The sequence below is a fragment of the Treponema sp. UBA753 genome (genome assembly GCF_002297325.1).
Classification (GTDB): domain Bacteria; phylum Spirochaetota; class Spirochaetia; order Treponematales; family Treponemataceae; genus Treponema_D.
Genome location: NZ_DBKJ01000084.1, coordinates 2598 through 19824 on the forward strand (window position 1 = coordinate 2598; position 17227 = coordinate 19824).

Here is a 17227-nt window from a genome sequence, read left to right on the forward strand (position 1 = left end):
GTGTCGTAGCACGGGAATGACACTTAAATTTCTGTTCTTATTAAAATTAAAACTCGAAATTAAGGCTAATAGAATAAAAACTTAGATTGTGCATCAAGTGCTGAAATGATATACTTTAGGAATGAAAGATTCAATATTTATGAAAAAAATTATTTTTAACTTTTTGGTTGCTTTTGCTTCTGTTTGTTTTTTTTCATGCGTATCAACAAAGGTTGAAGTTCCAGACAATGCTTCGAGCCTTGAAATAATTCAGCTTGCGCAGACTGCATTGGACAAGGGAAGCACAAAAAAATCTTTGCAGTATTATGAAATCCTTTTGCAGCGTTACGGAATGAACACCGCTGTTTATATAGAAGGTCGCTACGAAATTGCGCATATTTATGTAAAGCAGAAAAAATACAACAAGGCAGAGCCAATCATAAACGAAATTCTTGAAATTTATAATGCAAGCCAGCCTGGACAGTTTCCCGGCGCATACAGAAAACTTGCCCAAAAAGACTTTGAAAAAATTCAGAGCGGAAAGCACAATTAATCCGCAGGCTTTCCTTTTTCGTCAGGAACGATAATGCAGTCAAGCGTTATTTCTTTTTCATTTGCAAGCTGCATTACTTTTTCCTGTGTTAATTTTCTTGGTCCTCTTGGCTTTGGATGCGGTTCTGCGTCTCCAAGAAGAATGATTTTTCTTTGCGCGTCTTTTCTCCATTCATAGAAATTTATTGAAGCAAAAAGAGCTTCATGCACGGCTTCTGGAATGTCTCCGCCTTCGTTTCCGTGGATTATGACGGAATCTAGCTGCTTTTTGATTTTTTCAGGCTCTCTTGTAAAGTCAAAGAATTTTACAGGGAGACCTTTGTAATTGTAGGAATCATTGTAATCCCTATAAAGCAAAAGCGCAATCCTCAAGTCTTCAAATTCTTTTGTCTGCTCAATGAAAGATGGAATCCATTTTTGGCGCAGAACTTCCATATCGTCTTTCATGCTGCCGGTTGTGTCTATTGCAAGAACGATGTCCGCTTTTGTTTTTGGCGTGATTCTTTCTACGGAATCCAACAAGTCTTGAACAAGATTTTCTGGCTTGGAATAATATAAAAGTCCGCCGCCTTCATTTGCAAGCTGCGAAAATTTTTCCACAGCCAAAGGATTGTAGTCGTCTGTTAAAATCGGCTTTTCTTCTTTCTGCGGAATTACTTGCGGCTGTTCATTTACTTCTGGTTCTGGAATTTCTTCAAGAGCGGCTTCAGTTTTTTGTGGTGCTTTTTTCTTTGGAGCTTCGCCTATGTCGAACATGAACGGATTGTCCATGTATTTTCCTGTGTAGTCGCCATAAGGTTTTTCAAATGTGCGGATATTTATAAAAACGCCTTTTCCTATTTGAACTGAACCGTTGCGCGACCAAGGATAGCCAAAGTAAAGTGTATTTGGAATAAAAATATGGAAGGCTTGTCCAAGTTCAGAATGATTTTCTACAGTTGAAGAAATAAGGCTGTATTTGGAATATTCAGAATGAAGCTCTTTTCCGTCTAAATAGCGGATTTCGTTTCCGTTTGTTTCGTTCCATTCTGCGGCCCGGTAAGCGTAGTTTGGCTCTTTGCCGTTGGGGTCTTTTGTGGTTTCAACTAGCATTATACTATTTATTGCAGGCTTTTTTCTTATAAAAAGGTCAACACCTTCACGTTCGCCTGAGTCTGAAAATCTTTCCTTTACTGATATGTCGCTTGCTAGAATTTGCATTTGCGGTAGTTCTACAATCCGAGTCTGCTGTGCAAAGGCAATTCCTAGTGAAATTATGGTAAAAAACAAAATGCGCTTTTTCATGCTTTTATTATCGGAGCGAACTTCCTTGAGTTAAAGAGTAAAATTTATTTATATTATGGAAGAAAATGTTTTGAAAATTTATACGTTGAAAATTGAAAAATATGTGGTATAATAATAATCTCTAAAAATTTCAGTTTTTAAGAACGGTTTTGGTGCTTTAAAAATGCCGTAAATAGTTCTGATTTAGGGTTTATTAAAAAACCTAAAAACGACTGGGTCAAGGTCTTGACCGTAAGCGTACCTTGACCAGACGTATTTAAAAAATAAAGGCGAAGATATTTTGGACACAAATAAAATTAAAAATTCAGATTTTTCTCAAGTTGATATTTCTTATTTTTTTAACAATGATGAAAATTTAAAGAATGAAATTATTCAGACTGGAATTATTGTTTTTACAGATTATCAGCAGAAACTTATAAAAAAACTTCAGGATTCGCTTGAAAAAACTGCTCCAGACAGACTGGCGCGGCTTCAGGAAAGGCTTGATGACGTTACAAGTCTTGCGCAATCGATTGCACGATTTCCGTCTTTGCTTGAGCGGGCGAACACAACAACTTCAACAAGAACACCTATGGCTTTGGTCGAGAGCATTATTTCATATCAAGAGGAAGGCGATACCGTTCTTCATATGCCGTCAAAAGCTATTTTGGGAAAAGGATTTCTTGTGGCGAAAATCCACACTTTTTTTTCAATGTCAAAACTTGCAAAAAATTATGCTTTAATGGACGAAAAAGAAGTCAAGGAATATTATGACGAAACAGTTTCCATGATGTTTACTCTTATGGCGGAAGATGTCTACATGAACCTCATAAAGGACAAGTCTGTTTCTATTGATTTGCGCCGGGAACTTGCAAATTCACTTATAATTCTTTGGGAACACAGAAGCGACCAGACAATTTCAGATATTGCGCCTGTTTTGCAGTCTGTTTGGTCCGCCAGACGCCGGCTTGCTCCTGCTTTTGGCTCTATGATGGGAACAAGCGAGCTTATGATGGTTACGTTCCAAATGGACGATCAGTGGGGCGCATTTATAAAGGAAAAACTTAGCGAGCCTGACGTTGCCCAAGCAATGGAAGAATTTTTGTTTGGCGTTTCTTACGAGCAGATTTTGCGTTTAAAAGGAATTTTGCGCGATCAGGGAGTAAAGTCAATTGGGCGTGATGAAGTAAGTTCTTATCTTGGCGAGCGTGTAAAAACTGACATAAATCTTGATTACAGGGATTTTTATCTTTTGTATACAGTTCGCCGTGATAACGCAAGAGCAAGGCAAAGACTTCATATTGAAGGTCCGAAGAACACGCTTGAAGACCACTTTATCCGCTTTATAATGGAAAAAAATCAAGAAAAGCAGAAAAATGATACTTTTGCAAAAATTTAAATTTCGTTAATATGTTGCGGGTAAAAAAAATGAGCGAAGACGAAAATAAAAGACAATATCAGTTCGGTGAAAAATTAAGAGCCGTCCGTGAAAGAAAGCACTTGACGCTAAAAGCTGTGGCAGCGCACGCAAAAGTGAGCGAAAGCCTTGTTTCCCAGATTGAGCGGAATAAAGTTTCTCCTGCAATAGACACTTTGCTTGATATTGCCGATGCCCTGGATATAAGCCTTGAATTTCTTTTTGAAGAATACAGCCGCCGCCGTCCAGTTTCTGTGATTCACCGTGAAGACCGCCGCAAAATCAACGAGGAAGATGTTGTTTACGAAGAGCTTTCCGACCCATTTTCTGGCAATGGCGAAAATTCATTTGAAAGCTACACAATAAATATTCCAGTTGGAAGCCGCACTCACCGCGGAAGTTACGGCCATCTTGGAAAAGAAATGGGACTTGTTGTTCAAGGAAAAGGAATTCTTCACTACGGAAACAAAGAAATTGCTTTAAAAGAAGGCGACAGCATTACGTTCAATGCAGGTTCTCCTCACACTTTGGAAAACACAGGTTCAACTGAATTAAAAGCTATTTGGATGGTTACTCCTGCCCAGAAATTCAACGCCTGAAAAATTTAGCTATTTTTATTCTCTGTGTTTTTACGTTGAATTTTTAATTATTTTCCTATATACTATAATATGAATTCTTATTTTTAAATAAAAAAGGTGATTTTTGTATGGAAAATAATATCTTAGGTGAGATTTCTTCATTGACTCCTGCAGTCCGTCCAATCAGGATGGGAATCGATGTTGGTTCAACTACGGTAAAAGTTGTTGCGCTTGGAGAAAATGATGAGCTTTTGTACGGAGCTTATGAACGGCACCGGGCTGATATTAGAAATACAATTATTACTGTTGTAAATAAGGCCTTTGATTCGCTTGAAGAAGTTCTTCCGGCAAAGGAAAATCAGACTGTCAGTGTTAAGGTTACTGGTTCAGGCGGACTTTCTGTTTCGCAGTGGCTGAATATTCCGTTTATTCAGGAAGTTGTTGCTGCTACTACTGCTGTAAGAAAAATTATTCCGCAGACAGACGTTGTGATTGAGCTTGGCGGCGAAGATGCGAAAATAACTTATTTTAAAGGCGGAGTCGAACAGCGCATGAATGGAACTTGCGCTGGCGGAACTGGAGCTTTTATTGACCAGATGGCAGCTCTTTTGGAAACTGATGCTTCCGGACTGAACGAGCTTGCCCGCGGAGCTACTACAATTTATCCTATTGCGGCACGTTGCGGTGTTTTTGCAAAAACGGATGTTCAGCCTTTGATTAATGAAGGAGCGCGCCGTGAAGATATTGCGGCTTCTATTTTTCAGGCGGTTGTAAGCCAGACAATTTCAGGACTTGCCTGTGGAAAGCCAATTCGCGGAAATGTTGCTTTTTTAGGCGGACCGCTTCACTTTTTAGATCAGCTTAGAGAACGTTTTGTAATTACATTGAAGCTTGGTGAAGAGCAGACGATTGTTCCAGAAAACAGCCAGCTTTTTGTTGCTTCGGGCGCGGCGTATTCTGCTGAACGGGAAATAAAATGCGTAAATCCTTCCAATAAAAACGGAACATTTCCTACTATAAAGCAGTTCCGGGAAAGCCTCAAAAATCTTGTAGGCGCGGAAATGCAGGAAGTTCAACGTCTTGAGCCATTGTTTACAACTCAAGAAGAACTGGACGAATTCAATAAACGCCATTCTCAGGAAAAAGCCAGCACTGGAGACTTGGAATCAACTGAAGGTCCGGTTTTCCTTGGACTTGATGCCGGCTCTACAACAACAAAAGCGGTTCTAATTGATACAAAAGGACGCATTTTGTGGCGTTTCTATGATGTGAATGCTGGAAATCCTGTTGACTTGGCTGTAAAAGTTCTAAAAAGCCTTTATAAAATTCTTCCGGAAAAATGCTACATTGCGCGTTCTGTTTCTACTGGTTATGGCGAAGCTTTGTTTCAGGCTGCCCTTGGAGTTGACGCTGGCGAAGTTGAAACTATAACTCATTACCGTGCGGCAGATTTCTTTGTTCCTGGCGTTGAATTCCTTTTGGACATCGGTGGACAGGACATGAAGTGCCTTAGAATGAAAGACGGCGCGATTGTTTCCATTCAGCTTAATGAAGCTTGTTCTGCAGGCTGCGGTTCGTTTCTTGACAATTTTGCGCGGACAATGGGAATGAGTGTCCAGGAATTTTCAAAGATTGCGCTTATGGCAAAAAAGCCGGTTGACCTTGGAACTCGCTGCACAGTTTTTATGAACAGCCGTGTAAAGCAGGCTCAAAAGGAAGGAGCTGAAGTTGCAGATATTTCAGCTGGACTTTCTTATTCGGTAATAAAAAACGCGCTCTTTAAAGTAATAAAACTTCGCAAGGCAAGCGACATCGGTAAAAAGGTTGTTGTTCAAGGCGGAACTTTTTTTAATGATGCTGTTCTTCGCGCATTTGAAAAAATTGCTGGTGTAAACGTTTATCGTCCTGATGTTGCGGGGCTTATGGGAGCTTACGGTTCTGCGCTGATTGCTATGGACCAGTGGGAAGATCTGCGCCGTCCAAAGCCAGACGATCCTGATCAGACTCCAAAATTTGTAAAAAGCGGCATTGCAACTTTGAATCAGCTTGAGTCATTTAAAGTGGACCTTGAGCTTCGACGCTGCGGAAAATGCTCTAACAATTGTCTTCTTACAATAAATACATTTTCTACTTCTGGAACTGAAGGCGAAGAAAAACGCGCTGTAAGAAAATTTGTTACAGGAAACAGATGCGAACGTGGAGCTGAGCTTGAAGAAAAAACTTCAGTTGTAGACGCTAGCAACAAGCCTTCTGAAGATGAAACTGAAAAAAATCTTCCGAACCTTTTTGAATGGAAATACAAGCGGCTTTTTGGACATTATATTCCGCTTAAGCCAGACGAAGCTGTTATGGGCGACGTTGGAATTCCTCGTGTTTTGAATATGTATGAAAATTATCCGCTGTGGTTTACTTTCTTTACAAAGCTTGGATTCCGTGTGCGCCTTTCTCCTCGTTCTAGCCGAGCAGTTTACGAAAAAGGTCTTGAAACAATTCCGTCAGAAAGTGTTTGCTACCCTGGAAAAATTTCCCACGGTCATGTGGAAAGTCTTCTTCAGCAGGGAATAAAATTTATTTTTTATCCGTGTGTTCCTTACGAAACAAAAGAAGATCCGGGTGCTGGAAATCATTACAACTGCCCGATTGTTACAAGCTATCCTGAAGTTTTGCGCAATAATGTTGAGCAGCTTCGTCAGGATGATTCTGTTCTGTTTATGAATCCGTTCCTGCCGGTTTATGATAAGCAGCGTTTAAAGGAACGTCTTTTTGAAGAGTTTTCTCCTAAGTTTAAAAAGCTCACCCGGCAGAAAATAAATGAAGCTGTGGATGCGGCTTGGGCAGAGCAGGAAAAATTCAGAAAAGATGTTCAGGAAAAAGGTGAGGAAGCTCTTGAAGAAACAATCCGCCGCGGCGCAAATGGAATTGTTCTTGCAGGACGTCCTTATCATCTTGACCCGGAAATAAACCACGGAATTCCAGAAATGATAAACGGCTTGGGCATGGCTGTATTCACGGAAGATTCGGTTGCGCATCTTGGTTCTATTGAGCGTCCGTTAAGAATTATTGACCAGTGGACTTACCATAACAGGCTTTACCGCGCCGGAGCTTTTGTAAGCGGAATGGCAAACTTGGAACTTGTTCAGCTTACGTCTTTTGGCTGCGGACTTGATGCCGTTACTTCTGATCAAGTTGACGAAATTATGAAGTCAAAAAGCAGAATGTATACGCTCATAAAAATTGACGAAGGCTCGAATCTTGGCGCGGTGAGAATTAGAATCCGCTCTTTGATTGCCGCTGTAAAAGCTCGCGAAAGAAACAGAACAAAGCTTTCTATAAAACCAGCTTCATATAAACGTCAGGTTTTCACCAAGGAAATGAAAAAGAAGCATACGATTATCGGACCGCAGATGAGCCCGATTCACTTTAAGCTTCTTCAAAAAGCGATGGAATATTCCGGATACAATTTTGTTGTCCTTGACGCTGTAGATCCAATGGCTGTTGAAACTGGACTAAAATATGTAAACAATGACGCTTGCTATCCTTCAATTCTTGTTGCGGGCCAGATGATTGCTGCTCTTCAAAGCGGAAAATTCGACTTGAATAACACGAGCCTGATTATTACGCAGACTGGAGGCGGCTGCCGTGCTACAAACTACATTGGATTTATTCGCCGTGCCTTAAATGATGCTGGGTTCAGCCAGATTCCAGTTATTTCTATGAGCACTCAGGGATTTGAAAAAAACCCGGGCTGGACTTATACTCCGGGAATGCTTATAAGGCTTGTCCGCTCCATTATGCTTGGAGACTTGCTTATGCGCGTTTTGTATAGAACCCGCCCTTACGAAGCTGTTTCTGGAAGCGCAAATGCTCTTTATGAAAAGTGGAATGCAAGATGCGAAATTGCATTGAAGTCGCTTTCCGTGTTTAAATATAGAAAACTTATCCGCGGAATCATAAAGGACTTTGACAATCTGCCTCTGCTTCCTGTAAAAAAGCCGCGTGTTGGTGTTGTTGGTGAAATTCTTGTTAAGTTTCATCCGACTGCGAATAACGACATTGTAAATGTAATTGAAAGTGAAGGCGCGGAATGCGTTATGCCGGATTTGGCGGACTTCTTGTTTTATACTTTCAGCACTGGAATTTTCCGGCATAGACAGCTTGCGTTTGATAAGAAAACTGAAAAAAATGCGCGTCTTATGGTATGGGTTGTTGAGCTTTTCCGTGGATACATAAAAAAGCAGCTTAGAAAAAGCCATCGTTTTGATCCGCCGAATTTAATTTATGACATGATGAAAGGCGTTGACGATATTGTTCAGCTTGGAAATATAACTGGAGAAGGTTGGTTTCTTACTGCGGAAATGGTTGAGCTGATTCATTCTGGATGTCCTAGCATTGCTTGTGTTCAGCCTTTTGCTTGTCTTCCGAACCACGTTACAGGAAAAGGAATGATAAAAGAATTGCGCCGCCGTTATCCTGAATCAAATATTTCTGCGATTGACTATGATCCAGGCTCAAGCGAAGTTAACCAGCTGAACCGTTTGAAGCTTCTTTTGAGCAACGCACCTGTTGGCAAGCATCCGGATGAAGAGGCAGACGGAATGATTCATCAGCCGGATAAAAAAGTTGTCAAGCCGGAAATTCAAATGGCGGAAGGCGCTTTTATAGATCCAGAGCCTGTTGAAATGAAAGATGTGCCTGTAATCTAAAGGCTTTTGCATTGTTTATAAAATTGACAGGAGCTTATTTTGAAAAGAAAACTTTTAGCTTTCTCTTTTGCCTTTTTGTTTTTTGGACTTGCGTTTGCTGAATACAACAGTTTTGCAATTCCAGATTCTGCGGAAATTCGGCGGACTATAGTTGACTCTTGGATTTCCGCGCCAGTTTCCGAAGTTAGAAATTACAAAGAAGACTTGAGAAAAAATAGAATCGGCGAGACTTTTCAAATCCGAATGGAAGAAAACGAAACTGAATTTTCAGTGATTGTTGCTCCACGTTCAGAGCTCGATGTTGACTTGATAAATGGGGACAACCATAGAATTGTCCGTGCGGCTGTTTATCCAAAAGGAGCGGCAGGAAGTTGGATTCTCTTTAGGGAAAAAAAGAGCGGAAAACCTTTGCGTGTTGAATGGCATTTTAATCCTGATTCAGATGTGTTTCTTGTGTTCCGTCCGCAGGCTCAAAAAACTTTGGTTGACATGAGCGTATTTGGCTCTTTTGCTGCGAGGTCAGTTCCGCTTGGAGTTCCATTTGAGCGCATTTATACAGCGGGATTTCAGGATGTAAAAAACTGGACTCAAAAAACTCTTCCGTGGGAAAAAGTTTCTGTTGAAAACGGCCTTTACCGTGATTCACTTATGATGGCGGGAATTATAAAATCGAATTTGGATTCAATTGTTTTTACCGAAGATGCTTGCTACGATTCTAAGGGAAAACTGAAATCTGTTATTACTGGCAAAGATTACATTCTAAAAGATGAAAGTGGATTTGAAATTCCGATTGATGAAAAAAAACTTTATTTGTCGGGCGCAGGATTTTTAAAATGGATTATCGATGGAATTGTTGAGCCGACGACTGGACTTGGAACTTCAATTTCTGATTTGACAGAACCGACTGCTGAATTTGATCCTGTTGGAAAAATCGGAGTAATGTCGCAGGAATGGAATTTGTATTTTACTTTGGACTGGTGCAGAAATCTTGCGGCAAAAGCATATTCCGTGCGCTCAAGAAAAAATGTTGACTTTAAATCAGCCGGACTTGATGTGAACAAAAATTATTTTGCATCAGAAGTTATTGACGGAAAAATTTCAAATTCTTCTGGCTACATAAAAAACACAGGATATTCAGTTGAAAAAATAAAATCTGTGTTTTATGTGCTTGCGGTAACAGAACCTTCTTGGTTTTATCTTGCTGCAATTCGACAAGGCTCTTATTTAAAGCCTGATGAACTTGTGTTTAATAATTGCGCGGTTTTCTTTCCTTATTTTGATAACAATGGAAAATTCGGCTGCTTTGTTTTTGAGCAAGGAAAAGAAATTTCATTGGAAAAATTTGTTGAAAAATATAAAGACGCATACATTCATCTTGAGCGAGTAAAGTCGTTAGAGGCTTTTTTCCCTTATGAAAAAAAATAAAGTTTTAAAAAATTTATTTCTATGTTTTTTTGTTGCAGCTGGAGGAGCTTGTTTTTCCTTTTCAAAAGATTCTGTTTTGTTCAAGAAAATAGATTCGGCTTATTCTGGTGCGGATTATCCGGCTGTCATTGAATATTCTTCGCGTCTGCAAAAAGAATTTTCTTCTTCTCCTTTTTTGGAAAAAACCTTGCTTTATAAAGGTGAAAGTTTTTTTTATCTTGGACGTTTTGAAGATTCGATTCAAACTTTGAATGAGTTGTCTTCAACAAAAAAAAATGAAACGAAAATTTTTGCAAATTACTGGAAAGGTCGTTCAGAATTTTCGTTGGAAGATTTTAGCGCGGCGTTGAATTCTTTTTATAATGCTTCTTCAATTTCTTCTGATTTCAATAAAAAAAGTAAAGAAATAAATTTTATTTATAAAAATTCGATTTATTATGCAGGACTTTGCAGCTATTCTTTGCGGCAATATGAAAAATGCATTCCGGTTTTTGAATCGATAATTTCTAGCAACGAATATGAAAATGATATTTTTTGCAGTTCACTGGAAATTCTTTTTAACTGCTACACAAATGAAAATGAATATTCAAAGCTTGTAAAAAAATATGAAGAACTTTCGCCGCAAAATATTTCTTGCTACTGGAATATTTCTTTTGCCGCAGGAAATGCTTTTGAAAAACTTGGACGAAAAAAAGATGCTTTTGCTTGTTATGAAAAAATTGCTTTAAATGCGGAAGTTCCTTTGTCTGTCCAGGCATTGCAAAAAGCGTGTGATGTTTCTGCGGAAGATTTTCCGTTGCTGCTTGAAAAAGCAAAATCCGCATTAGCAAATGAAAATTCACTTTTATCAGAACTTTGGATTCGGCTCGGAATTGACTGTTTTGAAAAAAGTGATTTTGAGTCTGCGCAAAAATATTTTTCAAATGCTGAAGAATCTGATTCAGAAAAAAAATATTCGTCGCTGATTGGACTTTATAAAGCCGAACTCGCTTCTGAAAATAAAATTGCAATTCTTGATTATTATTCAGCGGAAAATTTTGATAAAAAGTATTATGCGGAATATGAGCTTGCTTATGCACAGCAGTACGCGGCTTTGGGGAATTTTGAAAATTCTCTTGTTCATGCAAAAAACGCTTATGAAAAAAGTTCGACAGAAAAAAAACAGCTTAAGCAAAAATCTTTCTATTATTACTGTCTTGGACTTTATTCAACAGGGAAATCAAAACAAGCAATTTCTATTATAGAAAAATCTAAAGAAAATTCTGAGGAAGACAGCAAATATTTTTTTGAGCAGAAAATTTTATATGCAAGATGTCTTGCTGAAAATGGAAGACTTGAAGCTGCTGAAAAAATTTATAAAAACTTTTTTGAAAAATCGCAGCTGAACAATGAACAAAAATACGATTACGCAAAAATACTTTTTTCACTTGGAAATATGAGCGAGTGTAAAAATGTTGCGGATTCTTCTTCTGTTTCTGATGCAGTTTACATTTCTGCTTTGGCTTCGTTTAATATGCAAGCCTGGAAAAATTCTTCAGCTGGATTTTTTAAGTTTATTGCAGAAAATTCAAAGTCTTCTAAAATTTCATTTGCGGAATTTTATTACGGATATTCCTTGTATAAAATGGGAGAGTCTTCTGAAGCATTTAATGCTCTTAAAAATTTTTCTGAAAAATATCCAAAAAGTTCTTTGTGCTATTCATCTTGCATTGTGTCTGCGAATTCTGCGCTGAATAATTTTGATTTTGAAAACGCACTTTTTCAGGCAAGTAAAGCTTTGAATTTTTTTTCATCGCAGGAAGAAAAAGAAAATGCAGTTTTGCTTTGCGCTTCAATTTATTCTGATTCAGAAAAATATCAGGATGCTGTAAAATTTCTTGAGCCTTATGCAAAAGGTGCTTCTGAATTTTCCATTCGCTGTCGTTATCAAATTGCAGTTTTGAATTCACGTCTTGGAAAAATTTCTGAAGCTGATAAATTTTTTTTAGAAATACAAAATAAATTTTACAACTCTCCGTTTGCAGATGAAAGTTCTTTTAGACGTGCGGATTTGTATTACAACTCAAAGAACTATGAAACAGCAGCAATGCATTTTTCTGAATATCAGAGAAAATTTCCTAAAGGAAAATTTATCGATGCTTCGTATTATTATTCTGCGGATTCGTATAGAAAATTGACTCAAATTGAAAAATCAGTTTTGCAATATAAAATTCTTGTGGAAAATTTTCCTAAGAGCACTTTTGCTTATAATGCAAGAAAAAATCTTTCAGAAATTTTTGAAGAGCAGGAAAAATATGAAGATGCGCTTGAACAGCAAAAAGTTATTCTTGTAATTACTGATTCCGAAGAGCAAAGAAAAACGGCAGAACAAAAAATCAGCTTTTTGAAGAATTTGATTTCTGGAGAAAATTCAGAGCTTGCATTGCTTGAAAAACGTTATGCTGAAAATTTAAAAAATGCAACACTTGAAGGCAGAATAGCAGGAACTGAACTTGCAGAATTTTTAATGCAAAATGAACAGCCGAAAAAAGATGTTTTTGAACTTGCGGATTCACTTTTTAAAATTCAATCATCTGAAAAAAATCAGGCTGCAGAAAATTCTTACGCTGCAAGAACTGCATTTATTTGCGCAAGATATTTGAGGTTTCAAAATAAAAATAAAGAAGCTGCGCAAAGATTTTTGGTCTGCGCCGAGTTTGCTAGAAAGTCTGGAAATGATGAACTTGCGCAAAGAGCAATTTATGGAGCGGCTGAGTCGTTCGATGCTGCAAAGCTTTATGCTGATTCTGAAAAGTCCGCAAAAACTTTACTAGAACTTTATCCGAAAAGCAGTTACAAATCCGCTGCCCAGAAGTTTATAAAAAATAATTAGGAGCAAATGAAATTTAAAATGAAAGATTTGAAAAATACGCTTTATTTTTTTTGTGTTGCTTTATTTTCTGCGCCTTTATTTTCTCAAACTGAAAATGTAACTTTGCCAGACATAACTACGACAATTTCTGGTGAAGTTGTTACAGCCGGAAAAGATGCTGCCCCTGATTTTTCAAAAGTTATTCCAGTTGATAAAAAAGACGATTCTGTGCTTCCTGTTTTTACAGAAGAAAATGTCAGTTTTGATGAAGAGCCTGTTGCTGATTTTTCTTTTGGGGAAGCAAAGACAATTTTTGCACAAGGACTTGTTGGTGGCGGATTCCCTGGAGATTTTATCGGAGATTTTTCTGTTTACAAATCTATTGGTGAAAATCCTTTTAAAATTGAGTTTTCACATTTAAGCAAAAACGGATACGGAAAACATAAGGCTGGCGATGGATTTTTTGATAGCAATACAAGGCTTTTTGCGGAAAAAACTATTACTGTAAAAAATACAGACTTTATAATCGGCGGCGAGTATAAAAAAAATGAAACAGGTCTTCAGTCTGCAAGTCTATTTTTTTATGATTTGAATTCCCAAGAAGCATTTGGAAATTTTTCTGTAAAAAAAAGTTTTTTACATGGATTTGAATTTGAGTCTAAAAGTGGAGGATCTTGGTATAACCGATATGCTGGAATTGCTGACAGTGAAAATGATTTTCTAAGCCAAGAAAAAAATATTGATGTTGTATATTTAAATCAAAATTTAAATTTTTCATGGAGCGTAAAAAAATTATTTTTTGCTTTGAATGGGCGAGTTGATTATGGTACTCTTGCTGGAAAATTTGACTCTGTTGAAATTGAAAATATTTTTAGAGCGGAAGCTTCTGCATCTGCTGGCTGGAAAAATGATTTTCTTGATATTTTTGCATCTGGAGGAATTGCTGGCGGAACAGAAATGGGAACAAAAAAATCAATTCCATTTTTTAATGCGGGAATTTCTTTTGCAGGAAAAGATTCTCCTTTGAAAAATAATTTTTCTTTTGGAGTTCGTGGAGGTCTTGATACATATTTTAATTCACTTTCAGAACTTGAGAATAAATATAAATTTTCGCAGCTTGTTTTTTTGCCAACAGAAACTTCTGACTGGTTTGTGAATGCAAAAGTTTCTGTTCCTGTTTCAAAGTTTGCTTCGATTTATTCTTCTGCGGAATTTAGAAAAACTGCCTTTGAAAACGGAACTTGGGAAGCGATTTATGATTCTAAAACAGATTCTGGAATTTTTGAAATAGCTCCATCAGACAGAACTCTTTTTTCTACTGATTCAGGATTTTCTTATTTGTGGAATGTTTTCACTTTGAGCGCAGGGTGGAAGTCGAATTGGACTCATGTTCCGTCTGATGAATTTAAAAATTATGTTTCAACTTCTATTTCATTTGACTCAAAAGAAAAATCTTGGGGTTTTTCAATTTCTGTGCAGGAAGATATTGGTTCGGATTCTGACAAATGTCCTTTGCTTGGCGGTGAAGTTTATTACAATTTAAAAGAATCGATAAAACTTTCATTTGAACTTTCTGATGCCATAAAATTGTTTGCAAGAAAAGACAGGGACTTTATGAAAACAGATTATCTTGTTCGAGCTGGCTGCGCATCTTTGTTTGCAAAATTTTATTTTTAAAAAAATTTGATTTTTTATAGGAGATAAAAAATGTTTGAGATTTTAAAGAGCGGCGGAATTGTTATGGTTCCGATTATTGCTTGCGGGTTGGCCGCTGTGTTTATCATTGTTGAGCGATTTTATTATTTTTTTTCAATAAAAAGGCGTGATGAAAAACTTAGTAGAGATATTGAAAATTGTATTTTGAAAAATGATTTTCAAACTGCGGAATCGGTTTGTACCCTTGCAGACACTCCTTGCGCAAAAGTTGTAAAGAATGCTATTGAACATAGAAAATTTGCGGAGCGTGATTTAAAGGAATTCATTCAGTCAAAAATGGATCTTGCTGTTCCAGAATTTGAACACAATCTTTCTGCGTTAAGTACAATTTCAAATGTTTCTACTTTACTTGGATTGTTGGGAACTGTTACTGGAAACATCAAGGCTTTTGGTGTTCTTGGAAATGGCGGCACAATGGGAGATCCCGCTTTACTTGCTGGTGCGATTGCAGAAGCTTTAGTTACAACGGTTGCTGGTCTTGTTGTTGCAATTCCTGCAATTGTCTTCACTAGCTATTTTAATTCTCAAGTTAACCATAGTATTGCACAAATGGAGCAGACCGTTACTTCTGTTTTGTTCCGTCTTACAAAAAAAGGCGAGGCTTAAAATGAAAGTTTCCACAAGAAAAAAAACAAAGCCGGTGGTTGATTTGTCTGCGATGCTGGATGTTATTTTTCAGCTCATTTTGTTTTTTCTGGTTTCCACAACATTCAATTTGCTTCCCGCTATAAATGTTAATTTGCCAAAAAGTTCTACTTCGTCTGGAGCGGAATCAAGCGGCATAACAATTTCCATAGAAGAAAATGGAACTCTTTGGTTTAACGACGAAAATGTTTCTGAAAAAGAATTGTCAACTTTGCTTTCAAAATTTGACACAAAAGAAATTGAACGAAAAAATTTTCCTGTTTTAATTTCGGCAGATGAAAATGTAAAAAACGGAAAAATTGTTGCGCTTTTTGATATAATCAGAATGAGCGGATTTGCTTCTGTTAGTTTGAGGACGAGCGGAAAAAAATGACAAGTCTTGAACGGCGTGGAAATGCAATTGCCTTGGCATTTACTGCATTTTTCTTTGCGGCTTTTTTAATTTTTTCTCTTGCTGTAAAATTTAAACCTCAAGAAAAATTTCAAGCCTTGACGATAAACCTTGCGTCTTTTCCTGTTGAAAAAAGATCTTTGCCGGAAAATACTTTGCAGAAAAAAAACGTTCCTTCAAAAAATCAAAGTTCTAAAGAAATTGAAAAACTAAAATCCATTGAAACAAAGAAAATTTCCGAAGAAAAATCAATTTTTCAAAAAAATAAAATCGAAAAAAAAGAATCAGCTTTTTCTGAAAAACAAAAAACTTTTGAAGAACCTAAAATTAAAAAAAGTGTTGAGCAGCTTATAGCGGAAAATAATTTTTCTACAAAAAAAACTGCTGAATGGAATGAAAATTTTTTTGATGATTCACAGACTGTGCAAAGCAAAAATGTTTCCGAAGTGCAAAATAAAGTATTGTCAAAAAGTTCAGTTGAAGGGACTGCTGCAAAAACTTTAGCTGAAAAAAAATCCGGAGTTTCATCTTCTTCTGAATCAACTGGAAATAAAAACTCAGAGGCTTCAGAAGAAACAAAAAATTCTTTGGCGAATATCAAAAATACTTTTTCTTCTTCTGTTTCTGGAAATATAAAAAGCAAAACGTCAGTTGCTTCTCAAAGTGCAGGCGGAAAACTTTCTATAAAAATGTCGGACGGAAAATCAAGAGAACTTTTGTATCCGAAAAATCCTGTGATATTTATTTCAGAAGAAAATGCAAAACTTGTCGATGAAACAAAAAAAGTTATTGTTCGTTTTAAAGTTCTTGCGGACGGAACTGTTCCAGTAACAGGAATTTCCATAGTGCCGTCATCGCTTTTGCCTCCGCAGATTCAGACTGAAATAAAAGAGCAAATTCAACTTTGGAGATTTTCAGAGGAATCTTCTGGACTGGACGGAACGGCTTCTTTTGATTATACGCTTGAGATTAGATAATTATTTTTATATAATTGAAATGTATGTTCGAAGGAATTGAAGCAGTCGCATTTGATATTGACGGAACTCTTTATCCGTCCTGGAGACTTTATCTTCTTATGCCGCTGTATGTGATTAAGCATTTTAAGTTTTATCTTCATTACAATAAAATCCGCAAGATTCTTCATAGAACTGCGCCGCTGTCTGATTTTTATGAATTTCAGGCAAGACTTTTTGCAGAGGAAACAAAACTTTCTGTTGACGAATCAAAAAAAATTATAAATGAAGTTTGCTATGAAGGAATAAAAATTTTTTTTAAAAAGATAAAACCGTACAGCCATGCCGTCGAATGTATAAAAGCCATGAAATCTGCCGGATTGAAAATTGGAATTCTTTCTGATTTTCCACCGTCACAAAAAGGTGACATTTGGGGAATTAAACAGCTTTGCGATGTTTGCATTGGCTCAGAAGAATCAGGAGCTTTAAAACCTTCTGTTTATCCGTTTGGAATTTTGAGCAGAAAACTTGATGTTCCTCCAGAAAAAATTCTTTATGTGGGAAATAGTAGAAAATACGATGTGCTTGGCGCGAACAATGCTAAAATGAAGAGCGCGTATATTCTTACAGGTTTTCGCCGGCTGTTTGGAATAAAACTTCCAGATGCTGATATTTCATTTAAAAATTATCGTCAGCTTGAAAAAATTGTGTTAAAATAGATAAAACTTCTTTTTAAATAAATTTGGGCGGGAAA

12 protein-coding genes are annotated in these 17227 nt (G+C 37.1%); 11 read left to right on the forward strand and 1 reads right to left on the reverse strand.

The features are described from left to right. The first annotated feature begins 121 nt into the window (after nt 1-121). On the forward strand, nt 122-532 hold the full coding sequence (locus tag B4C08_RS07450) for a hypothetical protein (RefSeq protein ID WP_296664214.1): 411 nt from the start codon (nt 122-124) through the stop codon (nt 530-532). Here B4C08_RS07450 and B4C08_RS07455 read toward each other — a convergent pair. Beyond that, the gene (locus B4C08_RS07455) at nt 529-1815 is read right to left on the reverse strand and encodes a vWA domain-containing protein (RefSeq protein ID WP_296664215.1); all 1287 of its coding nucleotides are present in this window, start codon (nt 1813-1815) and stop codon (nt 529-531) included. The genes B4C08_RS07450 and B4C08_RS07455 overlap by 4 nt on opposite strands. Before the next feature lie 280 nt (nt 1816-2095). On the opposite strand from B4C08_RS07455, the gene B4C08_RS07460 reads away from it, so the two are divergent. From B4C08_RS07460 to B4C08_RS07505, 10 genes are all read left to right on the forward strand, one after another. Then, nucleotides 2096-3193, forward strand: a complete 1098-nt coding sequence (locus tag B4C08_RS07460; protein ID WP_296664216.1) for a hypothetical protein — start codon at nt 2096-2098, stop codon at nt 3191-3193. Nucleotides 3194-3222: 29 nt separating this feature from the next. Further along, nucleotides 3223-3810 (forward strand): helix-turn-helix domain-containing protein, encoded by a 588-nt coding sequence (locus B4C08_RS07465; RefSeq protein ID WP_295795988.1) that lies wholly within the window; start codon nt 3223-3225, stop codon nt 3808-3810. 107 nt (nt 3811-3917) lie between these two features. Beyond that, a complete protein-coding gene (locus B4C08_RS07470) occupies nt 3918-8492 on the forward strand; it encodes a 2-hydroxyacyl-CoA dehydratase (RefSeq protein ID WP_296664217.1) in 4575 nt (1524 codons plus the stop codon). 39 nt (nt 8493-8531) lie between these two features. Beyond that, entirely contained in the window at nt 8532-9917 is a 1386-nt protein-coding gene (locus tag B4C08_RS07475) for a hypothetical protein (protein WP_296664218.1), read from the forward strand. Continuing rightward, nucleotides 9904-12789, forward strand: coding sequence for a tetratricopeptide repeat protein (locus B4C08_RS07480; RefSeq protein WP_296664219.1), 2886 nt, complete (start codon nt 9904-9906; stop codon nt 12787-12789). The genes B4C08_RS07475 and B4C08_RS07480 overlap by 14 nt, the downstream gene beginning before the upstream one ends. Nucleotides 12790-12795: 6 nt before the next feature. Then, entirely contained in the window at nt 12796-14445 is a 1650-nt protein-coding gene (locus tag B4C08_RS07485) for a hypothetical protein (protein WP_296664220.1), read from the forward strand. A gap of 30 nt (nt 14446-14475) precedes the next feature. After that, entirely contained in the window at nt 14476-15090 is a 615-nt protein-coding gene (locus tag B4C08_RS07490; RefSeq protein WP_296664221.1) for a MotA/TolQ/ExbB proton channel family protein, read from the forward strand. 1 nt (nt 15091) lies between these two features. Next, nucleotides 15092-15502: an ExbD/TolR family protein gene (locus tag B4C08_RS07495; RefSeq protein ID WP_296664222.1), complete on the forward strand. Its 411-nt coding sequence runs from the start codon at nt 15092-15094 to the stop codon at nt 15500-15502. Further along, on the forward strand, nt 15499-16497 hold the full coding sequence (locus B4C08_RS07500; RefSeq protein ID WP_296664223.1) for a hypothetical protein: 999 nt from the start codon (nt 15499-15501) through the stop codon (nt 16495-16497). The genes B4C08_RS07495 and B4C08_RS07500 overlap by 4 nt, the downstream gene beginning before the upstream one ends. Before the next feature lie 23 nt (nt 16498-16520). Further along, nucleotides 16521-17192, forward strand: coding sequence for an HAD family hydrolase (locus tag B4C08_RS07505; RefSeq protein WP_296664224.1), 672 nt, complete (start codon nt 16521-16523; stop codon nt 17190-17192). Nucleotides 17193-17227 lie beyond the last annotated feature (35 nt).

What these genes read in the sequence shown, in the direction of transcription:
- B4C08_RS07450 (WP_296664214.1), top strand. Translation starts at nt 122, where the DNA reads ATGAAAGATTCAATATTTATGAAAAAAATTATTTTTAACTTTTTGGTT.
- B4C08_RS07455 (WP_296664215.1), bottom strand. Translation starts at nt 1,815, where the DNA reads ATGAAAAAGCGCATTTTGTTTTTTACCATAATTTCACTAGGAATTGCC.
- B4C08_RS07465 (WP_295795988.1), top strand. Translation starts at nt 3,223, where the DNA reads ATGAGCGAAGACGAAAATAAAAGACAATATCAGTTCGGTGAAAAATTA.
- B4C08_RS07470 (WP_296664217.1), top strand. Translation starts at nt 3,918, where the DNA reads ATGGAAAATAATATCTTAGGTGAGATTTCTTCATTGACTCCTGCAGTC.
- B4C08_RS07480 (WP_296664219.1), top strand. Translation starts at nt 9,904, where the DNA reads ATGAAAAAAAATAAAGTTTTAAAAAATTTATTTCTATGTTTTTTTGTT.
- B4C08_RS07485 (WP_296664220.1), top strand. Translation starts at nt 12,796, where the DNA reads ATGAAATTTAAAATGAAAGATTTGAAAAATACGCTTTATTTTTTTTGT.
- B4C08_RS07490 (WP_296664221.1), top strand. Translation starts at nt 14,476, where the DNA reads ATGTTTGAGATTTTAAAGAGCGGCGGAATTGTTATGGTTCCGATTATT.
- B4C08_RS07495 (WP_296664222.1), top strand. Translation starts at nt 15,092, where the DNA reads ATGAAAGTTTCCACAAGAAAAAAAACAAAGCCGGTGGTTGATTTGTCT.
- B4C08_RS07500 (WP_296664223.1), top strand. Translation starts at nt 15,499, where the DNA reads ATGACAAGTCTTGAACGGCGTGGAAATGCAATTGCCTTGGCATTTACT.
- B4C08_RS07505 (WP_296664224.1), top strand. Translation starts at nt 16,521, where the DNA reads ATGTTCGAAGGAATTGAAGCAGTCGCATTTGATATTGACGGAACTCTT.